We start from the raw sequence: 24,510 nt of genomic DNA, 5'->3' as shown, positions 1-24,510 counted from the left end.
ACAGCATTAAAAATCAAGTTAATTGAAAATGTTATTAAAAACCTTTATTAGTATTTATTGGTAGCCTCCTCGTGATTCCTATATTACAAAAAACAAACCCTTTAGTACCCTTATTACTTTCTATTAATCTTCAATAGGCGTCGCTAAAACAATGTCTCTACTTTTCAATAAAGGGATGATTTGTCCTATAATCAAATCTTGATAATGTGCTGACTTGCGGTGCTCTGCAATAGCATTTTCATCAATATAGCCTTCAAACAGTATAATCGTATTAACATCCGTGTTACTCTGATGAACTTTATAGAATAGATTACCACTTTCTTTTACAGTTTCCTTACCTATCGTTTTCAATAAATTCAACACAGTTTCAATATGTCCTTCTTTAACGGTCCATGTAGCGAATACATGGATGGGTTGTTGATTTTTCATTTTCTTTTTTGATTTTTATTATGGTAGTTTTTTCTGTGGTAAACACCACAACTGGTGTGTTATGTTGGTTTCCTCTTCAATGTATGAGGAAATCAATATTACTAAGCTTTAGAAGATTCGAGAATAGCTATCATTTTTTCAGCTACCCCTTTCGCTGAAGCAGGGTTCTGACCCGTTACAATGTTACCATCTGCAATGCTGTTAGCAGACCACGGAGTGGCTGCATGAAATTTCGCTCCTTGGTTAGTAAGTGCTGTTTGTAAGTAGAATGGTACATCATCTTTAGCATAATTTTCCTCCTCCTCATCTGTAAAAGAAGCTATATTTTTGCCGTTTACAAGATAAGAACCGTCGCTCAATTGTACATTTAATAATGATACAGGGCCATGACAGACAGCTCCGACAACGGCATTACGTTCATAAGTTTCGGCAATAACTTTTTTGAGAAGCGCATTTTCTGGCATATCCACCATGGGTGCCAAGCCCCCAGGTATAAAAATAGCATCGTAATTGCTTACCTCTACCTCTGATAGTTTACTCCCTTTTTGCATAGTAGCCCATCCGTCACCTACCAAAAAATGTAGATTATCAGGGTCATCTGCCAAATTAAGCGCATCTAAATAAGGCGTATCACCTGTTAGGCTAGCAAAATCTATTTGATAATTTGCCTTTTCAAATTCCGCATAAGGGTGAGCTACCTCTGGCAAAAAAGTTCCTGTTCTTCTATTGTTTGGACCAATAGTATTAGCATTTGAGACGATAATTAAGATTTTCTTTTTCATGATTTGAGTATTTAAAGTTGATTAATAAATAACTACTGTGTTTTAATTTCTGATTCAAAATTAGCACACAGCCATTCCCTGAGGAAGGAGGCAAATCACAAAAAAAGTGTGACCAAAATCACACTTCATCAACTGTCTTTACTTATTAGTAGAATATAGTCTGCTTAATGTTTCTCGGCTGACGCCAAGGTATTCTGCAATATATTTTTTGGGTATTTTTTGCATGGCATTTGGATAAAGAGTCGCAAATTCTTCATATCGCTGTTGGGGAGTACTAGATAGCAAGGATATAATTCTTTGTTGCAAAGCCACATAGCCTTTGGTAAGTTTTACCCTAAAAAAATGTTCCATTTTATGCATATCAGCAGACAACTTTTCTCTGCCGTGGAGGGTCAGGCACAACACTTCTCCTTCTTCCATACATACCACATGCATATTGGCTTGTTTCTGATGGAAATAGGCAATATAGTCTGACATCCACCAGTTTTCTGTGGCAAATTGCAGGATATGTTCTTTTCCTTCTTCATCAAGATAAAAAACCCTAAAAGTACCATTCATGACCACATATTCATACTTGGCATTATCCCCTTCCTGAATCAGGTATTGATGTTTTCTTACTTTTCTCTTCGTGAAAAATGTTTTGATATAATCAAATTCCTCATCGCTAATGGATATAATTTCTTCAATGTGGGCTCTTAGTTTTTCCATAATTGTTTTAATAATTAGAGGTTTTTGTTCTCAAATCTAATTTAATAAATATTGAGAAATATAAGCGTCAATTACATTTTTATTAGACATTAAAAAGCCCTCCAAATCCTTGATTTGAAAGGCTTTTAACTTTTTTGTATCTCTTGATTTATATTTGAAGAAAACTTTTTATTACCTGCTTGATTTCATTCTGTAACACTTCTATAGAATAGGGTTTTGTCATAAACATGGATGCCTTATTTTCGAGGGCAAAACTCTTATCTATCTCATTTGAAGAAGTTGAATAAATAATGACAGGGATATCATTATACTTTTCATGTCCTTTAACCTCTTTCAAAAATTCTCTACCGTCCATTATTGGCATATTAAGGTCAAGAAAAATAATATCTGGTTTCTTAAAATCAGGAAGGTCTAATTTTTCCAATGCTTCAGCACCATTTTTGGCTTCCACATAGTTCACATCTAAATTAAGTGTATGTAAGGACTCTTGAAATATTTCACGTTCATCTAAATCATCATCAATCAAAAAGACAGTCTTCATCATTTGTTGTTTAATATAAAAATAGGAATTTGTTGGTTTAATATTTCTTAATTACTTAGTTAGTCTGTTCTTGTGATGGTAATACAATATTAAATGTTGTTCCTTCCCCTTCCACTGAAAAGGCCTTAATATCTCCATTATGATTTTGTGCAATTTTTCGACACATTGCCAGACCGATACCTGTGCCTGCGAATTCATTCTTACCATGTAATCTCTGAAAAATATTAAAAATCTGCTCTGCATACTTTTGATTGAAACCAATTCCGTTATCAATGACCTCAATTTTAATATAATCTAATGAAGGGTCAATATTAAACAGCTTTTTATCGTCGTCAACAAGTTTACTGCCTAAAACTTTAATGACAGGCTTCACATGTTGCCGAGAATATTTCAAAGCATTAGAGATTAAGTTACCAAATAACTGCCCCATTTGTAGTGGAATAGCTTTTAATGTTGGCAAATTCTCGTAGATGATAGTGGCTTCTTTTTGTTCTATGGTCAAGTCAAAATCACTTAATATATTCAGTATTATCTCCTCCAAATCTACATTTTCAAATACTTTCGTACCATTAGATAATTCAGAAAAACCTAACACATCCTTTATCAAGGTTGTCATACGTTTTGCTGAATTATTTATTTTTTCAATGTATATTTTTGCCTTTTCCGTATCTGTTGAAATATAACTTTCAAGCATTTGCATGAATACGGTTATCTTCCGAATAGGTTCTTGCAAATCGTGTGAAGCGATGTAAGCAAACTGTTGTAATTCTTTGTTATTTATCTCTAATTCTGCATTGGCATGGCGTAGCTCTTCCGTACTCTTCCTGACCTTAAAGGTAAGTTCTTCCTGCAATTTCCTTTCTTTGGTAACATCTTGGGCTGTGCCACTTAAGTACTCTGGTTTTCCCTCACTGTTATAAAACACTCTTGCTGTGGCATGAATAATCCTTACCTGACCAGTAAGCCTGTTAATAATTGGATGCTCATTATCATATATTCCTGAAGAACCTGGAGTAATGGTCGCGGCTATTGCATCACTGACTAATTTTCTGTAATCATCAGGTAATGGATTGTAGGCTTCATCCATTGATTTGGTATCTTCAGAAAAACCCAACCAATCCATAAACCGTTTTGAGTATGAAAATGTTTTATTGTCAATATCAAGTTGCCATGTTGCTAGTTCGGCTAATTCGATAGCCCCAGCTAAGGCAATGCGGGTATCTTCCAGTTTTTGTGAGGCTAATACTCTTTCTGTCACATCAACGGCAATATCCATGATTCCATAAATATTTCCATTAATATCTCTGATTGGCTTATAGGTAAAATCAAAATAAAAAGTACTTAATTTTCCATCAACTACGAGGTGCGCTGGGCTAGATACTGCTTCATAAGCTACACCTGTTAAGTAAACTTCTTGCAATAATGAGAGAAACGGCTGTCCTACTAACTCAGGGATGGCTACTTCAAGTGGTTTTCCTATGATAGTTCTGTCTCTTCCCCAGTAGCCAATCATAATATCGTTAGCAATCTCAATTTTCATGTCCAATCCTGTAAAAAGACAAATTCCTACAGGAGCTTGTTTAATCATCAGGCTAAAACGTTCCTCGCTTTCAGTGAGTGCTCTTCTCCCAGCGATAATTTCATCCATATTCATACAGAATCCCGCATAGCCTGAATAGACACCTTTATCATCAAAAAAAGGATCTCCAGCAGCCCGACACCAGATTATTTCCCCAGAACCTTTTCTAATCCTGAAAAGAACATCATAATGAGATAGTGAATTTACAGCTTCCATAAAGACTTCTGCCGCCATTTGTCTATCTTCTTCAATGATGGTGTTTGTCCAACCTGCTCCCAAGAGTGCTTCATAAGACATACCTGTCCACTCTACCAAAGTCTTATTCAAATAGGTCAGCATACCTTGTTGATCAGAAAGCCAAAGTCCTGTAGGTGAACTATCAGTCACATTTCTGAACATAGCATCTGCTTCTCGTTTTACCTGTTCGAGTTTATACTCTGCTTGTTGTAATGCTATTCGGCTTCTTTCTCGTTCTGTAATATCGATGCCTGTTCCTGAGAATGTCTTGGGATTTCCCTTAGAATCAACAATCCTCGCACCAGAAATGGCAATATGATGAATACTTCCGTCGTCCCATATTACACGTGGAGTATAATAAAATTTGCCAGTGGCTAGCCCTTGCTGGATGGCATCAAGACGTAACCCTAAATCATCAGGATGAATATATTTAACAAAATCCATCCGTGATAAATCCTTTATTTTTGATCCTGATATAAGAGCTGCAAATTCAGGAGAATATTCAATGTTATTAGTAGCAAAGTCGACATTAAAAACTCCCATACCCATAGTTTGTATGGTAAGGTCAGTCAATTGTCTTGACTTAACAATCTCATCATTTGCCTTTTTATGTTCGGTGATGTCCTGTAAAATCCCGTTAAAACGATAGGCTTCTTTATGCTCATTAAACCAAGCACGTCCTTTGGCACGAACATTTTTTTCTTCTTTCGTTACAGGATGAATAATCGTATATTCTATTTCATACTTCCCTCCTAATTCAAATTTCAAGGCATCCTCTATCGCTTTTATCACGTTATCACGATCAGCTTCTGCTATTACGTCCGTTGCTATATTTAGAAGAATTTCATCATCTGGCTTTAATCCAAACCAACTTTTAAGGCGATTATTTGCTGAAAATTTATTAGTGAGTGGATTAAGGTCAAAAGTGCCAAGTTCTGCTGCTTCAATAGCAAATAGTAGTTCATCCTTACTGCTTTGAAGTTGCCTGTTATGATTTACAGTATTGGTTGTTTCGTTACAAACTACTAAAACACCTTTAATCTGGCGATCATCGCCTCTTACGGGACTATAACTGAATGTCCAATATACATCTTCAAGTCTACCATTTCGATATATTGGCAATAGCATATTCTCATACCAAATACTTTCACCAGTAGTTAATATTTTATTGATAAGCGGGGAAATAAAATCCCATATTTCAGGCCAACAATCTTTCGCCTTTTGTCCTATCGCTTTAGGATGTTTCCCGTACTTACCAAAACTTGGTCTATAAGAATCATTATAAAACTGGATTAGGTCATCACCCCACCAAAGAAACATAGGGAATTTCGATGGCAATAATGTCGCCAAAGTATTCTTCAAATTTTCTGGCCATGTTTCAGGTCGTCCTAGGCTATTTGAAGACCAGTCTAAATTCCTAATGATTTCGGCAGCTTCGCCACCGTTTTCAAGGAAGAAATAGTCGTCGGTAGTATTTTTAATTTCCAAGAATTAAGGTTGAATTAAGAGGATATGACGAATGTCTTGCCCTTTACAAAAGAATGAAAGTAAATTTAGCTAAAAATATAATAATTCCGACATTAAAGACATTCATTTTGATAGTTAGCCATGCTTTTGCAAGCTCCTAAAAGCAAAAGTCCTGCTATTTATAACAATTAGCAGGGCTATGCATCTCGTCTTTAATTATTTGATAGTATAAATATTATTCAACGTATTTGAATAGAAAATGATGCACTTTTTGATTCATCGTCGATAGCGTTATATTTATCTATCGGTATTCTTATTTTTTGATTACTCTTTTGAATCTTGTTTTTTTGCTAAAACTTCTCGTGCTTTTTTCAATCCAGTAGCAATGGCAATCCCTTCTTCGGCTCCGTCTTTTAATATCTCATTCGCAATCTCAACGGCTTTATCCCTAACTTTCTTAGGTTGGTTTTTGTATGATGGCGGATAATCGCTCTTAGTCCATGGCATATTATTTACATTTTTAGTGAAACAAATGTATTTGATTATAAACTATAGTAAGGTATTAAAATATCATGCCATAATATACTTATTCGTTGGCTTGTCTGTAATGATAGGCAACTTCGCCTAACTGATAACTTCACCAAGCGACTCAAATGCTGTTGATACAATAATTTGATACACAAAATTTAGCTATGAATATTTCAATAGATTTTGTAATTGCAGTACAATTTATCGTTAATTTTATTAAATACTGACAGTTTTCAATGGCGTTAAAAAATCAAGCTGTCACACTGTCGAATAACTAGAGCTGACCAACATTCATTAAAATAGCAGACAGAAAACATGAAACATCTCCTTATTTATATTTTTTTCATTTCGATTAATGCTAGAGCACAGGACGTAGATATTTTACTAATAGGTGTTTCCCATGACTATAGCAAATATCCTATACAGGATTATTCCAATCTCCATAATAAAATAAGAAAATTCCAGCCTGATGCTTTTTTTGGGGAGTTTCTGAGTAAAGAGGACGAGCGGCTTGTGATGGACTATTGGTGCAAACAGGACAATATTAAGCGACTAAAAATGCTTAGGAGCAATCGAACATTGTCGGATGAGTTACTTTCTAAGTCGATTGACAGCTTAAAAAAAATAGCCCTGCTAAAACCTAAAGACTATTATATAAAAGCTGATTTAGCCCATGCTTATTATCTTAATCAGGATGTCGCAAACGGTCACTATCAATTCTGGCAAGTTTTCGACTATCTTAAGCAAAAACCTGATGCTAAACTTGAAAACTATGTCATAAAATTACTTAGCCCTCAGCTAGATACAACAGGGCGAAGTATGAAAAGGCTGAAAACTTCGGAATATGCGCTAATAGCGTTTCCAATGATGTTGGAAATGGGAGTCCACGACTTACTTTCTATGGATTGTCAGGACTATGATTTGAATTGGCAAGCATCTTGGGTGACATTCGACGCAAAATTCAGTATATTTAGGAACGATACCACAACTTCTTTTGTAAAACAACTGAAAGCAAATTTAGTTGCTATTAACAAAGGTTTTGAAAAGTACGAAAGTATTGAGAAGACTTCAAAAAATGTAACGGAATGGCTTAACACGGATGAGGCATCTGCAATTTCCGCCTCGGGAGATTTTTACTTGCCAGTTATGTATGATATGAAGGGCTTTCCTAAAGAAGAAATGCTTTCAAAAATACATTGGTGGATAATGAGAAATCAGGGAATGTGTGACAATGTTGTAAACAGGGCGAGAATGGCAGGGGCGAAAAAAGTAATAGTCATTGCGGGTGCCAATCATAGAAAATACATGCAGGACATTTTCAAGGCTATGCCCCATGTAAGAATAAGAAACATTAATGAAGTTGATTAGATAATATTTACGTAAAGAAAGACGACTATAACGAGAGATAAATGAGGTACTAGATTATTATCGAAAAAAAAAGCCTTCAAAATCAATGACTTTGAAGGCTTTTTTTATCTTTCTTGTGATCCCGCTGGGATTCGAACCCAGGACCCATACATTAAAAGTGTATTGCTCTACCAACTGAGCTACGGAATCCTCAAACCGAAGTTTGTACTATTATATATGAAAATGTGCGCTCTGGCACGAAGAAAAAATTACCACTGGCAATCTTTTGTGATCCCGCTGGGACTCGAACCCAGGACCCATACATTAAAAGTGTATTGCTCTACCAACTGAGCTACGGAATCCTCAAACCGAAGTTTGTATATATAAAATGTGCACGCTGGCACGAAGGAAGATTACCACTGGTAATCTTGTGATCCCGCTGGGACTCGAACCCAGGACCCATACATTAAAAGTGTATTGCTCTACCAACTGAGCTACGGAATCGGTAATTATAATTATTTTTTTGGGTAAAAAAAGCCATCGCTTTAGCAAAAGCGATGGCTTTTTCCTTTGTGATCCCGCTGGGACTCGAACCCAGGACCCATACATTAAAAGTGTATTGCTCTACCAACTGAGCTACGGAATCATTTGCTATTTTAAGAAACTGACTGAACATCTTTTGTTTTTGTCATATTGTTTCCCTTAATTGCGGTGCAAAACTACGATTATTAAGAATACAATGCAAGCATACTATCTAAAAAAAGTCATATTTTTTTTATGTTTTTCTTTAGCTTTTCTACAACTAGCTTATTCTCAAAGCAATGTAGCAACACTGAAAAAAGCAGACTCACTGTACAAAGCTGATAATTTTACTCAGTCTGAGCGAATTTATGAACAACTTTTGCCTTCCATCGAAAAACCTTCAACAGCATTATTTTTAAAATTGGCCTTTTTGAAAGAAAAAAAAGGAGATTTTTTAAAAACATTGTATTACCTAAACAAGGCTTATCAACAAGACCCCAACGAAAAGATTTTATCAAAACTTAACGAGATAGCCCAGCTTCATGAATTAAAAGGATATGAATTGAACGACTTTAATTTCCTCATCCTATTCTATAAACAGTATTCTGGTTTCTTGATTGGCACCATGCTCGTGCTTAGTATTTATATTTTCTTTGTGCTGTTCACCAAGCGATATAAAAACAATAATATTCCTTTAGGTCAAAAAATATTTTTACTGATTTACATCATCGGTATTGGTACATTATTAAATCTGCCTGATAAATATCACCAAGGTATTATTAATAGAGATGGGGTTTTATTGAGAGCAGAACCTTCGGCAGTAGCCCCTGTGGTGTCTGTCATAGATAGGGGTCATCGCTTGAATTTAATCGGTGGAAATGATATTTGGAAGCGTGTTTATTGGAACGATAAATTCCTTTATTTGAAAGAAAGTGACATTTGGTTAGTAGAATGAATGTTCGGTTAATTTATAAAAAGGCTAATTCTGACCTAGAATTAGCCTTTTTAGGTTTATTTCTTCAAAGGTGAATCTTTTTCTTTCGCCAAAGTATTAAACACTAGGTTATCAGCTAATGATGGTAACCATTTATTGATAAACACGGTGAACTTCCCTTGCAAGGTTAATACTAAGTCTCTTTTGCGATGTTTTACAGCATATAAAATGCTCTCTGCTACTTCTTCCGAACTCATCATGTTTCCTTCATCACGCATAGATTCTCCTTTTGAATTTCCATCTGCTCCTAAGGAAGCCACTCTGATATTAGAAGCCGTAAAACCTGGGCAAGCTGTTAATACGTGTACGCCTGAATGTAAAAGCTCTGTACGAAGTCCTTCTAAAAAACCATTCAACGCAAATTTAGACGCTGAGTAACCAACCCTTACTGGCAAACCTCTATAACCTGCTATTGACGAAATGCCTACAATTGAGCCTTTCGTTGCTTTGATATAAGGCAAAGCATATTTAGTGATATAAACTGTTCCAAAAAAGTTAATATCCATTACTTTTCTGATAACCTCTGTATCACAGTCTTCAAACATGGCTCTCATAGATACGCCTGCATTGTTGATTAAAATATCAATTTTACCATAAGCAGCGATTGTTTTCTGAACAACATCCTGATTGTCGCTTTCAATACTTACATCAGAAACAATGGGTAAATTTTCGATTCCACTTGCTGTAAGCGCTTGGCTTGTTGCTAAAAGTGCCTCTTGTTTTCTACCTGTAATAACAATTTTTGCACCTTCACGACCAAAAGCAAATGCCATTGCTTGTCCGATACCCGATGATGCCCCTGTAATAATAACAACCTTACCTTTCATAATAAAATCTGTTGCGACGTTTCTTAAAATGGTATAAATGTCATTGATAAACATTTATAATACTTCTCCTTAATACTACAAAATTCAACTAAGTTTCTGAAAACTCCTTGCTGATTGTCAATAATAATTTCAATACTTCGTATTTTTGCAAAGTATGAAAAAGAAAAATAAAGAAAATATCATTTTTGAAAATGTATTAATTGAAAATTTTGCTTCTGAAGCAAAGTGTATCAGTCGAATTGAAGATAAAGTAATTTTTATTGAAGGGCCCGTAGCACCAGGAGATTATGCTGATTTAAGAGTATTAAAATCGAAGAAAAGCTTCATGGAAGCGGTGGCTTATAACATTCGTCCCAATTCTCAGTACCGTACCCAAACAATTTGTTCTCATTTTGGTACTTGTGGTGGTTGTAAATGGCAACACATTGATTATCAAACACAATTAGACTTCAAATACAAGCAAGTAGTAGATGCCTTAGAAAGAATTGCGAAAGTAGATTTACCTGAAATCAAGCCTATTTTCCCCTCTGCTGAAACATTCTATTATCGTAATAAACTTGAATATACCTTCTCTCAAAATCGTTGGTTAACCCAAGAACAAATTAATTCTGGAGAGTCTTTCTCAAGAAATGCTTTAGGCTTCCATATTCCTAAACGTTATGATAAAATCTTGGATATTGACCATTGCTATTTACAACCCGACCCTTCGAATGCCATCCGATTGGCTTTGAGGGATTTTACGGCTAAACATAATTTAGACTATTATGAGCAAGTTCGCCAAGAAAAAGGTGCTTTAAGAAACCTCATTATCAGGACTGCCAGTTCTGGAGATTTGATGGTAGTGGTTCAATTTGCATACTGCCAACCAGAGGATATTGACTTAGTAATGAATTTTCTTGCGGAGACTTTCCCTGAAATTACTTCTTTGAATTATGTTATCAATACCAAAGGCAATGATACTTTCTTTGATTTAGAGATTGTCAACTTCAAAGGTTTACCATACATCATCGAGGAAATGGAAGATTTGAAATTTAGAGTAGGCCCTAAATCTTTCTTTCAGACCAATTCAAAACAGGCATACGAATTATACAGGATAACACGTGAATACGCTGATATCACAGAAAATGATTTTGTATACGACCTTTATACGGGTACTGGAACAATTGCTAATTTCGTAGCGCGTCAGGCCAAAAAAGTAATAGGCTTAGAATACGTTGAAATGGCGGTAGAGGATGCTAGAGTAAATTCGCAGATTAATAATGTGACTAACACTGAATTTTATGCAGGTGATATGAGAAAATTATTGAGTAGTGAATTTGTAAACAAACACGGAAGACCAGACATTGTTATTACTGACCCACCACGTGCAGGAATGGACGAGCCTGTGGTTAGGACACTCCTAGAGGCTTCCCCTAAACGAATTGTTTATGTAAGTTGTAATCCAGCTACGCAGGCAAGAGATTTAGCCCTGTTAGATGAAAAGTATCAAGTAACGGCTGTACAACCTGTAGATATGTTTCCACAGACACATCACGTGGAGAATGTTGTTAGATTAGATTTGAGATAACATAAACATAAGTTATCGCAAATTTTCTTTTAAAATAAAGAATTTTAGAAATTTTCAGAGGTTTTTGGATTTATCCTCGTCCTTACTTTTTGTCTTGATACAAAAAGTAACAAAAAAATCAAGAATTCCTAAACTCGCTTCGCTCAAACAGTAGGAATTCGTTATTTCTCAATCATAAAAAAGCGGTCGAAATTAGTTTTTCGACCGCTTTTTCTGACTCTAAAATTCAGGATGGTTAATGTTTTAAAAAATGAATACTTTTAAAAAGGAACATCTTGGTTCGGAGAAGTACTGCCGAAAGCTGAACCTGTATTTTGAGACGGCAAATTATTGATTTTACTACCCAACATTTTACCCCCACTTTCAAAAGCGGCCGCAGGATTATCTATCTGCTGGAAAGATTGAAGGCTATCACCTGCATAGCCCATATAATCACCAGCGTCTAAATCGCAGTATTTTGTATATTTTCCTATAAATCTTAATTGAACAGTATCTAATGAACCCGCACGGTTTTTAGCGATAATCAACTCTCCTATTCCAGCTACCGAATTGCCTGATTCATCTTGGGTAATACCATAATAATCTGGACGATAGATAAACATTACCATATCGGCATCTTGCTCAATCGACCCTGATTCACGTAAATCTGATAGTTGAGGCTTCTTATCTCCCCCTCTGGTTTCAACAGCACGGCTTAATTGTGATAGTGCAATCACAGGTACATTCAATTCCTTGGCAAGCTGTTTCAATGAACGAGAAATATTCGCAATTTCTTGTTCACGGTTACCTGTGCCTTTTCCGCCAGAGTCACCAGACATTAGTTGAAGGTAGTCAATCACAATCATCTGAATATCATGCTGAGCTTTCAAACGGCGAGCCTTAGCCCTTAATTCCAAAATAGACAATGCTGGGGTATCATCAATAAAAATCGGTGCATTGGTCAATTTGCCAATCTTTGCATGCAACTGTGCCCATTCGTGTGGAGCAAGATTTCCTTTTCTTAATTTATCTGATTCTAGTTCTGCTTCTGCCGAAATCAAACGATTGACCAACTGAACAGATGACATTTCTAATGAAAAGAATGCTACTGCTTGCCCGTGGTCAACGGCAGCATTTCTACAAGCTGATAGAATCAAGGCTGTTTTACCCATACCTGGGCGGGCAGCAATAATAATTAATTCTGTTTTCTGAAAGCCAGAAGTAACCCTATCTAAGGCTGTAAAACCTGTTGGTACGCCCGTTAAGCCTTCTTTTTGATTTTTCTTTAATTCAAGTTCTAATAAGGCCGAACGCATAATCTGCCCCATATCAGAATAATTTTTTCTGATATTAGCCTCTGAAATCCTAAAAAGTTCTTGCTCAATTTTATCCAACAACATGAATACGTCGGTAGTATCTTCATAAGCCATTTTCTGAATCTCAGATGATACAGTAATCAATTGTCTTTTTAGCGAGTGTTCTACTACAATTCTGGCATGAAACTCTATATTGGCTGCTGAATTTACCCTTTGTGTCAATTCAGCTAAATATTGTACTCCTCCTGCTATTTCTAATTCCCCCGTTGTAACTAATTGGTTTTTAACCGTTAATAAGTCAATAGGTTCTGAATTGGCAAATAATTGCGTAATAGCCCCATAAATTCTTTGATGGGCTTCTTTATAAAACGATTCAACTTTTAAAATATCAATTACATCTGTTAGGGCATCACGCTCTAACATCAAAGCTCCTAGAACAGCTTCTTCTAAATCTGTTGCTTGGGGCGGAATTTTACCCAATCCAGTATCCAACCATCTGTTTTGAGCAGAGATTCGTCCACCGGCATAATTACCGTTTTTTTTATAATTTCCGTTATTTTGATTTGTTTGTTCCATTCTCAGTATTCAAGCCTTTTCATCCAGATTTTACAAATTTTAAAATATTTCAAAAAGGAGATTTTCTTTACGCAACACAATTTTACAAAGAAATTCTTAGAAAACCGAAAAATATAAAACCAGAGATTTCATAATTTATTGATAATCAAAGTTTAAAATCATTGAATGATATTTAATCTAAAATTATGCACCAACTGATGCTTTTTTTTATTAAGTTTAAGTAGAATATTATTCAAACTTTAACATATTTCAGATTTGACAGAAAAAATAATTACCTTAGAAGACCTTGAGTTGGTTGGTTTTCTTGGTGTTGAAAACAGCAATATCAAACAAGTTGCTGCGGCGTTTCCTCAAAGTAAAATTATTTCTCGTGGAAATGAAATTACCATCCGAGGCTCACTGCCAGAGATTGTAAGAATAAATGAAATATTGGATTCGCTCATCCAACACTACCAAAAATATGGGAAGATTTCTAAAGAGCAAGTTCAATCTTACCTTACGCTAGAGAAAAATCCCGCTACTGAACCCAATGTACATCTGAAAGAGGAAGACGATGTATTATTGTATGGCACCAAAGGAGTAGTTATTAAAGTAAAAACACCCAACCAGCAAAAAATGGTTGAGGCCGCTTCAAAAAATGACATTGTTTTCGCCGTTGGCCCTGCTGGAACTGGAAAAACGTATACTGCTGTTGCGATTGCAGTAAAAGCATTAAAAAATAAAGAAGTAAAAAAAATAATTATTACTCGTCCCGCTGTGGAGGCTGGTGAGAATCTAGGGTTTTTACCGGGTGACTTAAAAGAGAAAATAGATCCATATCTTCGTCCTATTTATGATGCTTTAGATGATATGATTCAGCCCGAAAAACTGAAATATTTTATCGAAAACAGGGTCATTGAAATTGCTCCGTTAGCGTATATGCGTGGTAGAACGCTCAATAATGCTTTTATTTTATTGGATGAAGCACAAAATACTACGCCTATGCAAATGAAAATGTTCTTGACAAGGATGGGGATACAATCTAAAGTAATTATCACTGGTGATAAAACTCAAATTGACTTACCAACTAAAGTAAAATCGGGTCTGGCAGAAGCTAGTAGGATTCTAGACAACATCAAAGGCATTGCTTTTGTAGAATTAGATGGCAAAGATGTGGTTCGTCACCGCTTAGTTCGTGACATTATCATGGCTTACGAAAAATCAGAAGCACAGAAATAACCTTCCAATAAATTACACGACTCTCACTAAAACGGCTTTAATTTGTATTTTTTATAAAAAAATGCAGGTTAAAGCCATTTTTTATGTTCAGCTTTCAATAAACTATTACCCAAAATGAGAAAACTACTATACATATTAATCATTTTACTGCCTTCTACCCTATTGGCACAAGATAAATGTGGTGTTGCATTAGATAATAAAAAAATGCAAGAAAAATATAACGATTGGAATCAACGAAAATCTTTGTTTGAAAGTCAAATTCAAGTCATACAAAATCAACGTAAAAATAGCCTTGCCAGAATAGAAGATAAAATATATACCATTCCTGTAGTTGTACATATTGTTCATAATAATACAAATAATGTTATCGGAGGTGCAAACAACATTAATATTTCTGACGCCCAAATAATGTCACAGATTCAGATATTGAATGAAGATTACCGAAAAAAGCTTGGAACAAATGGTTATAACACTAATCCTGTAGGGACTGATATGGAAATAAATTTCAAATTAGCTGACAGAGACCCAAACGGAAATGCTACCACTGGTATTACTCGTACTTATTTCAGACAAAGTGGATTTAATTTTGTGGAGGAAAAAACAAAAATTGCGACTATTATTCAATGGGACAATACAAAGTACTTGAATATTTGGGTAACACGTGGGAATAATGGCATAATAGGCTATGCAAGTTTCCCTTATGATAGTAAATTGGAAGGCTTGGGAGCTAATTCGCAAAATATTAGTGAGCAAGAATTATTTGATGGCGTGATTATTGATTATAGAAACTTTGGGAATTGTTGTGGAACATTAAGCCAATCTTACAACTTGGGTAGAACCACCACGCATGAAGTAGGCCATTGGCTGGGTTTACTACATCCTAATGGCGATGAGTATTGTGGTACCGACTATTGTAATGATACACCCCAAATAGAAAGCTTGAATCTAAATACAACCTGTGATAAACTGACATCCAATTGTACTAGTACCAGTATTGCGAATATGATTGAAAACTATATGGACTATTCGCCTGACAGGTGTATGAATGTATTTACAGTTGACCAAAAGAATAGAACCAGAGCAGCGCTAAGTTTAAGTACGAAAAGAAAGCTGTTATTAGATAATGCAGAGCCCCTCACGGACTCGGAACGATTGCAAGTAACTGTGACGCCTAATCCTATTAATCCTGCGGTTAATGGTAGTATTAAATTGAAAGTGACCTTTAAAGATGAAAAGGATTTATTAATTCAACTGCATGATTTAAGAGGTATTTTAGTGGATGAGAAAGTCTTGACGCAACAAAGAAGTGGTTATTATTATTTTGATTCAGAACCGCTTGCTACGGGCTACTACATTGTTAATGTAAACGCCTCTGGAGAGATTGCATCAAAAAAGGTTTTAATTACACGGTAATTTATTGCAGAAAATAAGAACAAAGTTCTTCAACTATATGTTGTTAAATCAATAAGCTAGTGTTAAAACCTTTGTTGACTAACTACATAAATTAAAAATCATGGATAAAATACAAAAAATCAAGCAAGCCTATATTGAGTATTTTCTTGAAAATGGAAATCAACCTCCTACTGTATTTGCTTTTACCAAAAAGCTCAAAATGAAAGAGAGTGATTTTTATGAATATTATAATTCATTCGAGCTATTGGAAAGTGACATTTGGCTAGGTTTTTTTAATGAAACAAAGGCTAAAATTGAAGCTGAAGAAATCTACGCAACGTATAGTGTACGTGAAAAGCTTTTAGCATTTTACTATACGTGGATTGAAGTACTAAAACAACACAGAAGTTATACTACTGAGACGTGGCGACAGATTGATAAACGCAGACTAAAAACACCTGCTTTTATGGTTGACTTAAAAATAGCATTTAAAGATTTTGCCCGTGATTTAATCTTTGAAGGAAAAGAAAGTAATGAGGTTCAACCAAGAAAATTTATTGATGAAAGATACCCTGATGCCTTCTGGTTACAGTTCTTGATGGTACTTAATTTTTGGGTAAAAGATAAGACAAAAGATTTTCAACAAACAGATGCGATGATTGAAAAGTCGGTCAATACATCATTCGATTTGATGGCTTCATCGGCGCTAGACTCTGTCATCGACTTTGCAAAATTCATGTTTCAAAATAGATAATAGAAAAAATATATTCTCAATGTTTAATTTAGAATTATAACCATAACATATTTGATAGCCAATAACTTAATATTTTAACATATTGATTAATCGGCTAGGAAAACATGGATATAGATTTTCTCTATGATAATGAAAGAACAAAATTCAATACCAACTTCTAAAGTTGCACGTGCTACAAAATTTGTAAAAACAGGCGTAAAAATTGGTGGTAATTATTTAAAACACAATGTCAAAAAAATAATTGACCCCACTATAAGTCGTGATGAATTACACCAAGATAATGCTACAGACATCTACTCTTCTTTGAGTGAGATGAAAGGTTCTGCCCTCAAAGTTACGCAAATGTTAAGCATGGACAAAGGAATGTTGCCAAGAGCTTACAGAGAAAAATTTGCGATGTCTCAATACTCTGCGCCCCCTCTTTCTGGTCCTTTAGTAATGAAAACTTTTAGGAAATATTTTGGCAAATCACCCCTTGAGCTTTATGATACTTTCGAGATAAATGCTAGTAATGCAGCCTCTATCGGGCAAGTACACAAGGCTACAAAAAATGGCAAATCGTTAGCAGTTAAAATACAATATCCGGGTGTTTCAGAAAGTATTGGTAGTGACTTGAAAATGATTCGTCCGATTGCCATTGCCATGTTTGGTTTGAATGAAAATGATGTTGATAGGTATATGGGGGAAGTAGCCGAAAAGCTCATTGAAGAAACCGATTACTTATTAGAATTAAAACGCTCGGTGGAAATCTCAGAAGCCTGTGCGCATTTAAATGGTTTATTTTTCCCGAAATATTACGCTGATTTATCATGTGAAAAAATCTTGACAATGGATTGGCTTGATGGACTTCACTTAAACGAGTTTTTGAAAACGAATCCATCCCAAGAAATTAGGAATCAAATAGGGCAAGCTCTTTGGGATTTCTATGATTTTCAGATACATACGCTCAGACAAGTACATGCTGACCCTCACCCAGGGAATTTCTTGATGAGAAAAGACGGAACAATGGGCGTGATTGATTTTGGCTGTATAAAAGTAATTAATGATGAGTTCTATGATAATTACTTTGCCCTGCTCAATTTTGATAACTTAGAAGATAATGAGAAAACGGAGGAGATTTTCAAAACGTTGGACTTTATCACAAAGGTCGATTCAGCGAAAGAAGCTGTATTCTTTAGGGATTTGTTTAAAGAAATGATTTTCTTACTAGGCAAACCTTTTGCAGTTGAAGAATTTGATTTTGCCGACGATGATTATTTTGAAAGCATTTATTTATATGCGGAGAAACTACAAAACCTTGATGAGCTAAAAAACTCTAAGGTGGCACGTGGTTCACAGCACGGACTATACATCAATCGTACTTATTTTGGCTTGTATTCAATCTTGAACGAGCTGAAAGCAAAAGTGACGACAACGCGCCCAGAATGGCTCAGATCTCAAGCATTGAGCCTTTGCTAATTTTTTTAGGCGTTAACTGCATCGATTAATGAGCTATTAACGCCTAAAAAACCTTTCCTTTAGAAAGGTAAATCCTGATCATCTTCACTGAACGAAGGCAAGTCTGCAGCTGGAGCAGCAGGCTTAGAAGGAGCTGAAGGTCTTGATGAAGCCGCAGGAGACGACGAACCCGCTGATGGGCTTGGAGCATCACTCGCTAAATCAATTCTATAAGCTCTTAAATCGGTATACCATCTTTCATTATACTCGCGTGATTCTACGCTAAACGTCACTTTCAGCTTATCGCCCAAAGAGAACGTTTTTAAATCCGCAGATTTGTCACCCCATGCAGTAAAACAAGCTTTTTTAGGATATTGCTCTTCCGTTTCAAGGACAAAATCTTGTTTAACCCAAGCACCATTTTTTCCTTGACCACTCACTTCTGGGAGCACTTTTATCAAACTACCTTCAAATTCTAATGCCATTGTGATATTTTTTTTATTTTTTCCTTAATTGTATCCTTGATTCTCAACGGTTTAATTAAACCAACTTCAAACATGGTTGCCTCGCCTCTGAAAATCTTTGCAATTAAGTAAATTTTCTTTAATTTCGCACCATCAAAAAAGGCAATGTGGTGGAATTGGTAGACACGCTACTTTGAGGTGGTAGTGGGAGTTATCCTGTAGGAGTTCGAGTCTCCTCATTGTCACATAAAAAAACATCTTTGGAAAACTCCAAAGATGTTTTTTACTTTCTGTCTATTATTGTTTTTTCACTGGTGGTGCAGGCGGTGCCACTGAGGGTGCCGGTGGCGATGGTGGTTCTGGTGCATCAGGCGTCGAAACGTTTATTGAACCGTTCATTTTAGTTCTTATCGAAGCTGGTAAATACTTTTGAATTTCTTTGGCATGCAATTCGATTTCCTTTCCTAATGCTTCTATGGGTTTTGCTTGAAATTCAATTAGTTTACTTAAACTATCCATCGGAGCACTATGAATATTCATCTTCTCTCCTATCTTTTCCATTTCAGCGCCATACTTATCCATTTGATCTCCCAATACTTTCATTTGCTTTTCAATTTGATTCATCTCAGCTTCAACATTTTTCTTAGCTTGTGACCCATCTTTTAGATTAATCATCTGAGTAGCAAGCTTACCTTGCTTTTCGCCTAATTTTCCTAATTGAGTCCCTAGTCCTGAAACCTTTGCTGAAAATTCATTCATTGGCTTGCTCTGATCATTGATTTTTTGACTATAGACTGAAATTTCTTTTGAAAGTGCCTCTATCTTTTGAGAGTGAGGTTCCATTTGCTTTTCCAATTTATTAATCACTTGTAATTCTTGGGCTACTTTAATACTATCTGGACCTGATAGAATAATCTTTTCACCATTGAAATATAAATTCCCATCAGAAATATTGAAATTATTATTGAAGTCATGTCTAACAATCTTAGGGGCTTTTTTAGGAGGTTTAGGTGCCTTAGGGCTTTTCGGAGCTTTCGGAGGCTCAGGAATCGTTTGTGCTTCAGCATTGTTTGGTAAATTAACAAAAACTAGTGTTGTAAGCGCAAATAATGACATGACGATAATCCCTGCATAATTGACTGATTTCACTTTCTTTACTCCTAAAATTCTTTGTACTCTACCTAGTAGAGTTTGTTTTTTTCCTGCAAATCCCATGGCTAATGTAAGGTTTGTTTGTTGTTGAAAAATTTCGACTTTTGTAAGTGCTTTTACTAAATGAATGTTGTTACCACATAATTCAATGGCTAAATCATCACAGCAGTTTTCTCGTTCTTCACGAATTTTTGCTGAAATCCACCAAGTAGCTGGGTGAAAAAAGAAAAGTATCTCTACAATTGATTGCACGATATTAATCAAATAATCATGTCGTTTGATATGTGCTAATTCATGAGCCAATATGGCTTCAATCTCTTTGTTGGATAAGCCCGTCAGCAAACCAATGGGTAATAATATGACGGGTTGTAAAAAACCAATTGTCATCGGCGTAGTAGCTAGGGATGATTCCAATAAATTAATGCCTTTGCCAATATTTACTTTTCTCAATAATTCGTTGAAGATATCCAACGTGTCGCCATGTACAGACTTTGTGTGTTTCCAACGCAGTTGTTCCGTATAAATATACCCTCCCATTAATCGAACCGACAAAAATACAGTACCTATTAACCAAGCTGATACCAATAAATTCAGGTTGTTTGAAAGCAATAGTTGGAAATCATTCCAAAGATTAGTGCTTGAAGAAAGCGTAGAGGCATCTGATAAGTTAGTTTTCGTAAGCTTGTCAAAAGTAAAATTACTTTTAGTGCTTAAGGAAACGGAGTTTTCTTCAAAAACCATTAAAAATGTAACGACAGTTGCTAATAATTGACCAAACAAACCCGAAAAACCCAACCAGTACCTTTTAGTAGCCGATTTCTTTGATAAAAAGAAAGCACCCTTTAAGACAATAGCAACTATGATTAATTGCCAAACTGAGTGAAGTAAAGTCCAGCCTATGGCTGTCATTACATTTTCTGGAAAAAAATTCAACATTAATTTCATTGATTTAGAAAGGGGTTAAATTTTGATATTTTAAAAAGGTTTAGGAGTTGTCTTCAATTTGTGCAATCAATTTTTTAATTTCATCTAACTCTTCTTTAGAAGCTTGATGATTTCCCAATGTTTGCATGACGAGTTTCATCGCCGAACCTCTAAAAGCAGTATCCACAAATTTGTCTACTAAAAATTGCTGTGTGGCTTCTTCACTAATGGCTGCTTCGTATAAATGATAACGGCCTTCTTCTATACGTGATACTATCTTTTTTTCAAACATAATTTGAAGAAGTTTCAACGTAGTAGTATAGCCGATATCTCTCACTTTCGACAATTCATCATTTACTTGTCTTACACTAGCTTTACCCAGCGACCAAAGTACTTGAAGAATTTGTAGTTCAGATTCTGTAGGTTTGATAGGTTCCATTTGCATTCAATATTTGTTACGAATTATTTCGTAACAAATATACTACGAAACAATTCGTATAAACAAATTTATCTACGAATATTTTCGTAAATAAATTTATAAGGTTATTATTTCACCTCAAACGGTCAATATTGTGGGTGAAAATTATTCAGATTTATCAAATAAAGATGGGACGGTCAGTGGCTTAGGGCGTGGCGGCGTTTCGTATAACAAGGCTTTATCGACTTGATTAATCACAAAAGCTAAATCTTCTGGATTGTTGAGGTAGTCCAGATTATTTACATCTAAAATCAACAATTTCCCATAAGTATAGTTTTCAGTGAAGGCATCATAATGGTTATTCAAATCTTGTAGGTATTCTACCGAAATATTTGCTTCAAAATCTCTTCCTCTTTTTTTGATTTGAGCAACCAACTTGGGCATATCTGCTTTCAAATAAATGGTGAGGTCGGGTGCTTTTACCGAAGTCATCATTAAGTCAAAAATGCCTTTATAAGTTAGGTAGTCATTTTCAGACATAATTCCGCCTTGATAAAGATTCTGAGCAAAAATGTAAGCATCTTCATAAATCGTTCTGTCCTGAATGATTCGTTTATTAGACTGCTGGATTTGTAGTACTTGTTCGTACCTGCTTTTCAAAAAATACAATTGCAAATGAAAGGCCCATCGAGACATATCTTCATAAAAATCAGCTAAGTATGGATTTCCTTCCACCGCTTCAAATAATACTTCCCATCCAAAATGATCTGCTAATTTTTTAGCTAGTGATGTTTTCCCAGCTCCGATGTTTCCAGTTACGGCAATGTGCATTGTATATTTTATTAAAATTGATGAATTAAAAAGTGGAAATGTTCTGTAAACAACCCATTTAGGGTTAACTCTTTCTTTTAAAACAAACGGCTGACAGTTTAATTAACTGCTAACATACAAATTTCGGTCTTTTTAGGTTTAAAATCAAAATACGTTTATTGCTTATGAACGATAATAAAACAAAAAGACCTTCCTTACGAAGGTCTAGCTAATGCTAATATTTATACTTTTTCAAAAATTTCATTTTGCTACTGACTTCTTTAATCCATTCACGAGCCATTAATTCATGCCCAAAAACGGTTGGATGAACACCATCCCAAATCCAGTACTCGCCTTCAGCCTTTTTAAAAGCTTTGTCGAACATCGCTGGATAATCAATCAATACAGCATCATATTCTTTAGCGAGTTTTTTCACAACCTCCGCTCTTTCCTTAGTTTCTTTCTGCCAAGCCTCATAATTATCTTTCTTAGCTCTGATGGGATAGACAAAAGGAATGCCCAATACAAAAATTATAGTTGGATTATTCGCTTTACATTGGTCTAGCAAATCTCTGTAACCTATCTCAAATTGTGCTACATCAGGTGATTCATTGGGTTTGGCAAAAACGGCATTTACATCATTAATACCAATCAACAGGCTCAATACATCAGGTTTTAAATCAAGCGTATCTTGTTTCCATCTTTTCTGTAAATCAGGGATTCTGTTTCCACTAATTCCTCTATTATAAAAAGCAAAGCCTGCTTCAGGAAAATCTGCTCCTATCCTACTTGCTACACCATAGGCATAGCCATGCCCCATGATATGGTTGGGGTCTGTATTTCTTCCCCTATTGCCGTCAGTAATTGAATCTCCTTGAAAAAGAAAGGTAAGTTTTGCGGGTATTTCTATTCTCTCAGCCTTTATATCCAAAGGTTTTATGATAGATACCAAGCCAGTAACAAAACTCGATTGAAGAAATATGCGTCTTGTAAATAAGTTTTTCATGTTAAACAGCGATTTGTTAGCTAAAAATCTTTTCTCATTATCAAAAGACTCTTAGCCAACAAAATACTACTTATTTTTAGTTTTTCTTCAATTGAGTCGCCGACTATTTGATGGCCCACTGAATTGAGTATTTAGTATAGGGCACTAATGAAGGTTTTCTAACCATACAGCTAAAAAGTAAATTCCTGTTTTTCCAAATAAGCATCATGAAAAAGAACTTATAAATAATATTATCAGATTTCTTTTCAAACAATTTGTTTAGCCTACTTGTAAACTTCAATTGCTCGGCTGGTATTTTATTATATTTCAAGAATTGGCTCATGTGGTTGAATGCATCTTTACGGTGCTTGATAAAACTTTGATTGCCATTCGTTGAAAAGTCAATGGAAGCATTTTTACCATGCACTCTTTGAAAGACCAATACTTCATTCAGATAACTTACTCCGCCATTACAAGCTGCTACGACGGTCATCCACCAATCATAGAAAAAGCCTTCGGCACTAGGAAAAGGAATTACCTCTTTTAAAAAGCTTTTCTTCACCAACATTGCATGACCACTAACGGTGTTATAGAAAAACAACTTACGTGGGTCATTACCAGAAAATCTTAGGTAGTTAGGCGTCGGTTGTGGATTTACAGGAACTTCTCCATTAAATCTAATTGAATCACAATGAATAATAGGCGTATCTTCTGTCCACGCCTCCATTAATCTTTGGATTTTATTTAATGCCCAAATATCATCTTGGTCAGCAATCGCAATAATATCACCATTAGCAGCCATTAATGCTTGCTGGAAGTTGACATTAAAACCTAAATTCTTTTCATTGCGCTGAATCGATAAAATAGGATATTTTACCTTTAGTTCTTGTAACTTATCCCACGTTCCATCCGTTGATGCATCATCAAAAATAAGAACCTCTGTTAGTGGATATGTTTGTTTAATAATACAATCTAATTGTTCTTCAATAAAATTGACCCCATTATAAGTACACATTACAACACTAATACTTACAGGATTCTGAGTAGTCTCTAATGACATGATTTTAAAATAAGGATTTAAAAATAAATTTAGTATGGCTAATAATGATTAATTCTTTCGATAATCTATACAAATGTTATTCATTTGAATGAAATTTTAATCATCTTAAATGGTGTTTTATATAGACGAATAATAATCATCATCAAAAGCTTATATTTTTATTTGATGTTATCAAATGGTAATAATGTAATAAGAAAAAAACACCACTAAAATGTTAATCATTGAATGCTTTGCTGATAGTAAGGATTAATAAGCACACCCAATAAAATAATTTAATATAACTTAGGATTCACTTTTAGATGACATAAAAATATGTTTAAACCTCTAAGAGATTTAAACATTGAAACTTTAAAGTAAAATGGTATAAGATTTTTCTAAAATTCCGCTTTTTGAGGGAATTGAGGTGAGATTTTATTATAATTTGATATTCTAGGCTTCTTTTAGAGCCTACTTTCCAAGTAATTCTCTTAGTTTAATACAAGAAAATAAGCAGTTAG

Annotated in this window: 21 protein-coding genes and 5 tRNA genes; 8 read left to right on the top strand and 18 right to left on the bottom strand. The window is 35.1% G+C overall.

Annotated features, from left to right (window positions below):
- Nucleotides 1-123: 123 nt before the first annotated feature.
- From AC1RNE_RS01880 to AC1RNE_RS01855, 6 genes are all read right to left on the bottom strand, one after another.
- Nucleotides 124-429 (bottom strand): putative quinol monooxygenase, encoded by a 306-nt coding sequence (locus AC1RNE_RS01880; RefSeq protein WP_492799356.1) that lies wholly within the window; start codon nt 427-429, stop codon nt 124-126.
- A 101-nt stretch (nt 430-530) separates the two neighbouring features.
- Nucleotides 531-1,211, bottom strand: coding sequence for a type 1 glutamine amidotransferase domain-containing protein (locus tag AC1RNE_RS01875; protein WP_492799355.1), 681 nt, complete (start codon nt 1,209-1,211; stop codon nt 531-533).
- Nucleotides 1,212-1,349: 138 nt separating this feature from the next.
- The gene (locus tag AC1RNE_RS01870; RefSeq protein WP_492799354.1) at nt 1,350-1,919 is read right to left on the bottom strand and encodes a Crp/Fnr family transcriptional regulator; all 570 of its coding nucleotides are present in this window, start codon (nt 1,917-1,919) and stop codon (nt 1,350-1,352) included.
- Nucleotides 1,920-2,067: 148 nt separating this feature from the next.
- Complete coding sequence (locus AC1RNE_RS01865; RefSeq protein WP_492799353.1) at nt 2,068-2,463, bottom strand: response regulator; 396 nt, start codon at nt 2,461-2,463, stop codon at nt 2,068-2,070.
- Nucleotides 2,464-2,515: 52 nt separating this feature from the next.
- Nucleotides 2,516-5,764 carry a PAS domain S-box protein gene (locus AC1RNE_RS01860; RefSeq protein WP_492799352.1) on the bottom strand — a complete coding sequence of 1,083 codons (3,249 nt, stop codon included), beginning with the start codon at nt 5,762-5,764 and terminating at the stop codon, nt 2,516-2,518.
- Between the two features lie 303 nt (nt 5,765-6,067).
- Nucleotides 6,068-6,250 (bottom strand): DUF2188 domain-containing protein, encoded by a 183-nt coding sequence (locus tag AC1RNE_RS01855; RefSeq protein ID WP_492799351.1) that lies wholly within the window; start codon nt 6,248-6,250, stop codon nt 6,068-6,070.
- Nucleotides 6,251-6,586: 336 nt separating this feature from the next.
- Between AC1RNE_RS01855 and AC1RNE_RS01850 the strand changes: the two genes are divergently transcribed.
- Nucleotides 6,587-7,639 carry a DUF5694 domain-containing protein gene (locus tag AC1RNE_RS01850; protein WP_492799350.1) on the top strand — a complete coding sequence of 351 codons (1,053 nt, stop codon included), beginning with the start codon at nt 6,587-6,589 and terminating at the stop codon, nt 7,637-7,639.
- A gap of 116 nt (nt 7,640-7,755) precedes the next feature.
- On the opposite strand, the gene AC1RNE_RS01845 is transcribed toward AC1RNE_RS01850, so the two are convergent.
- The 4 genes from AC1RNE_RS01845 to AC1RNE_RS01830 all read right to left on the bottom strand — a co-directional run bounded on the left by AC1RNE_RS01845 (nt 7,756) and on the right by AC1RNE_RS01830 (nt 8,264).
- Nucleotides 7,756-7,828 (bottom strand) — tRNA-Lys (locus AC1RNE_RS01845).
- A gap of 79 nt (nt 7,829-7,907) precedes the next feature.
- A tRNA-Lys gene (locus tag AC1RNE_RS01840) sits at nt 7,908-7,980 on the bottom strand.
- Between the two features lie 69 nt (nt 7,981-8,049).
- Nucleotides 8,050-8,122 (bottom strand) — tRNA-Lys (locus tag AC1RNE_RS01835).
- Nucleotides 8,123-8,191: 69 nt separating this feature from the next.
- A tRNA-Lys gene (locus AC1RNE_RS01830) sits at nt 8,192-8,264 on the bottom strand.
- Between the two features lie 93 nt (nt 8,265-8,357).
- Between AC1RNE_RS01830 and AC1RNE_RS01825 the strand changes: the two genes are divergently transcribed.
- Nucleotides 8,358-9,095 (top strand): tetratricopeptide repeat protein, encoded by a 738-nt coding sequence (locus AC1RNE_RS01825; RefSeq protein WP_492799349.1) that lies wholly within the window; start codon nt 8,358-8,360, stop codon nt 9,093-9,095.
- A 56-nt stretch (nt 9,096-9,151) separates the two neighbouring features.
- Here AC1RNE_RS01825 and AC1RNE_RS01820 read toward each other — a convergent pair whose 3' ends face one another.
- Entirely contained in the window at nt 9,152-9,961 is an 810-nt protein-coding gene (locus AC1RNE_RS01820; RefSeq protein WP_492799348.1) for an SDR family oxidoreductase, read from the bottom strand.
- 154 nt (nt 9,962-10,115) lie between these two features.
- Here AC1RNE_RS01820 and rlmD point away from each other — a divergent pair, with 154 nt between their 5' ends.
- Nucleotides 10,116-11,528 carry a 23S rRNA (uracil(1939)-C(5))-methyltransferase RlmD gene (rlmD, locus tag AC1RNE_RS01815; protein ID WP_492799347.1) on the top strand — a complete coding sequence of 471 codons (1,413 nt, stop codon included), beginning with the start codon at nt 10,116-10,118 and terminating at the stop codon, nt 11,526-11,528.
- A 260-nt stretch (nt 11,529-11,788) separates the two neighbouring features.
- Here the strand turns inward: rlmD and dnaB are convergent, their stop codons facing one another.
- Complete coding sequence (dnaB, locus tag AC1RNE_RS01810; RefSeq protein ID WP_492799346.1) at nt 11,789-13,399, bottom strand: replicative DNA helicase; 1,611 nt, start codon at nt 13,397-13,399, stop codon at nt 11,789-11,791.
- A 255-nt stretch (nt 13,400-13,654) separates the two neighbouring features.
- Here dnaB and AC1RNE_RS01805 point away from each other — a divergent pair, with 255 nt between their 5' ends.
- From AC1RNE_RS01805 to AC1RNE_RS01790, 4 genes are all read left to right on the top strand, one after another.
- Nucleotides 13,655-14,617: a PhoH family protein gene (locus AC1RNE_RS01805; RefSeq protein ID WP_492799345.1), complete on the top strand. Its 963-nt coding sequence runs from the start codon at nt 13,655-13,657 to the stop codon at nt 14,615-14,617.
- 114 nt (nt 14,618-14,731) lie between these two features.
- Complete coding sequence (locus AC1RNE_RS01800) at nt 14,732-16,030, top strand: M43 family zinc metalloprotease (protein WP_492799344.1); 1,299 nt, start codon at nt 14,732-14,734, stop codon at nt 16,028-16,030.
- A gap of 100 nt (nt 16,031-16,130) precedes the next feature.
- Complete coding sequence (locus AC1RNE_RS01795; RefSeq protein ID WP_492799343.1) at nt 16,131-16,763, top strand: TetR family transcriptional regulator C-terminal domain-containing protein; 633 nt, start codon at nt 16,131-16,133, stop codon at nt 16,761-16,763.
- 129 nt (nt 16,764-16,892) lie between these two features.
- A complete protein-coding gene (locus AC1RNE_RS01790) occupies nt 16,893-18,221 on the top strand; it encodes an ABC1 kinase family protein (RefSeq protein ID WP_492799342.1) in 1,329 nt (442 codons plus the stop codon).
- A gap of 59 nt (nt 18,222-18,280) precedes the next feature.
- Here the strand turns inward: AC1RNE_RS01790 and AC1RNE_RS01785 are convergent, their stop codons facing one another.
- Complete coding sequence (locus AC1RNE_RS01785; protein WP_492799341.1) at nt 18,281-18,685, bottom strand: DUF3127 domain-containing protein; 405 nt, start codon at nt 18,683-18,685, stop codon at nt 18,281-18,283.
- A gap of 140 nt (nt 18,686-18,825) precedes the next feature.
- On the opposite strand from AC1RNE_RS01785, the gene AC1RNE_RS01780 reads away from it, so the two are divergent.
- Nucleotides 18,826-18,909, top strand: a tRNA-Leu gene (locus AC1RNE_RS01780).
- A 52-nt stretch (nt 18,910-18,961) separates the two neighbouring features.
- Here AC1RNE_RS01780 and AC1RNE_RS01775 read toward each other — a convergent pair.
- From AC1RNE_RS01775 to AC1RNE_RS01755, 5 genes are all read right to left on the bottom strand, one after another.
- On the bottom strand, nt 18,962-20,761 hold the full coding sequence (locus AC1RNE_RS01775; protein WP_492799340.1) for a M56 family metallopeptidase: 1,800 nt from the start codon (nt 20,759-20,761) through the stop codon (nt 18,962-18,964).
- Nucleotides 20,762-20,801: 40 nt separating this feature from the next.
- Complete coding sequence (locus AC1RNE_RS01770; protein ID WP_309916896.1) at nt 20,802-21,170, bottom strand: BlaI/MecI/CopY family transcriptional regulator; 369 nt, start codon at nt 21,168-21,170, stop codon at nt 20,802-20,804.
- Nucleotides 21,171-21,323: 153 nt separating this feature from the next.
- On the bottom strand, nt 21,324-21,989 hold the full coding sequence (locus AC1RNE_RS01765) for a deoxynucleoside kinase (RefSeq protein ID WP_492799339.1): 666 nt from the start codon (nt 21,987-21,989) through the stop codon (nt 21,324-21,326).
- Between the two features lie 214 nt (nt 21,990-22,203).
- On the bottom strand, nt 22,204-22,974 hold the full coding sequence (locus AC1RNE_RS01760) for an SGNH/GDSL hydrolase family protein (protein ID WP_492799338.1): 771 nt from the start codon (nt 22,972-22,974) through the stop codon (nt 22,204-22,206).
- A 103-nt stretch (nt 22,975-23,077) separates the two neighbouring features.
- Nucleotides 23,078-24,013, bottom strand: coding sequence for a glycosyltransferase (locus AC1RNE_RS01755; RefSeq protein WP_492799337.1), 936 nt, complete (start codon nt 24,011-24,013; stop codon nt 23,078-23,080).
- Nucleotides 24,014-24,510 lie beyond the last annotated feature (497 nt).

This window comes from Arcicella sp. GW822-FHT02H01 (assembly GCF_058802005.1).
The sequence above is the reverse complement of the archived record's forward strand: the minus strand, read 5'-3'. Positions and strand labels throughout refer to the sequence as shown.

Bases quoted from the DNA above. Each gene is read 5' to 3' on its own strand.
- AC1RNE_RS01880 (WP_492799356.1), bottom strand. From the start codon at position 429: ATGAAAAATCAACAACCCATCCATGTATTCGCTACATGGACCGTTAAA.
- AC1RNE_RS01875 (WP_492799355.1), bottom strand. From the start codon at position 1,211: ATGAAAAAGAAAATCTTAATTATCGTCTCAAATGCTAATACTATTGGT.
- AC1RNE_RS01870 (WP_492799354.1), bottom strand. From the start codon at position 1,919: ATGGAAAAACTAAGAGCCCACATTGAAGAAATTATATCCATTAGCGAT.
- AC1RNE_RS01865 (WP_492799353.1), bottom strand. From the start codon at position 2,463: ATGATGAAGACTGTCTTTTTGATTGATGATGATTTAGATGAACGTGAA.
- AC1RNE_RS01855 (WP_492799351.1), bottom strand. From the start codon at position 6,250: ATGCCATGGACTAAGAGCGATTATCCGCCATCATACAAAAACCAACCT.
- AC1RNE_RS01850 (WP_492799350.1), top strand. From the start codon at position 6,587: ATGAAACATCTCCTTATTTATATTTTTTTCATTTCGATTAATGCTAGA.
- AC1RNE_RS01825 (WP_492799349.1), top strand. From the start codon at position 8,358: ATGCAAGCATACTATCTAAAAAAAGTCATATTTTTTTTATGTTTTTCT.
- AC1RNE_RS01820 (WP_492799348.1), bottom strand. From the start codon at position 9,961: ATGAAAGGTAAGGTTGTTATTATTACAGGGGCATCATCGGGTATCGGA.
- rlmD (WP_492799347.1), top strand. From the start codon at position 10,116: ATGAAAAAGAAAAATAAAGAAAATATCATTTTTGAAAATGTATTAATT.
- dnaB (WP_492799346.1), bottom strand. From the start codon at position 13,399: ATGGAACAAACAAATCAAAATAACGGAAATTATAAAAAAAACGGTAAT.
- AC1RNE_RS01800 (WP_492799344.1), top strand. From the start codon at position 14,732: ATGAGAAAACTACTATACATATTAATCATTTTACTGCCTTCTACCCTA.
- AC1RNE_RS01795 (WP_492799343.1), top strand. From the start codon at position 16,131: ATGGATAAAATACAAAAAATCAAGCAAGCCTATATTGAGTATTTTCTT.
- AC1RNE_RS01790 (WP_492799342.1), top strand. From the start codon at position 16,893: ATGAAAGAACAAAATTCAATACCAACTTCTAAAGTTGCACGTGCTACA.
- AC1RNE_RS01785 (WP_492799341.1), bottom strand. From the start codon at position 18,685: ATGGCATTAGAATTTGAAGGTAGTTTGATAAAAGTGCTCCCAGAAGTG.
- AC1RNE_RS01775 (WP_492799340.1), bottom strand. From the start codon at position 20,761: ATGAAATTAATGTTGAATTTTTTTCCAGAAAATGTAATGACAGCCATA.
- AC1RNE_RS01765 (WP_492799339.1), bottom strand. From the start codon at position 21,989: ATGCACATTGCCGTAACTGGAAACATCGGAGCTGGGAAAACATCACTA.
- AC1RNE_RS01760 (WP_492799338.1), bottom strand. From the start codon at position 22,974: ATGAAAAACTTATTTACAAGACGCATATTTCTTCAATCGAGTTTTGTT.
- AC1RNE_RS01755 (WP_492799337.1), bottom strand. From the start codon at position 24,013: ATGTCATTAGAGACTACTCAGAATCCTGTAAGTATTAGTGTTGTAATG.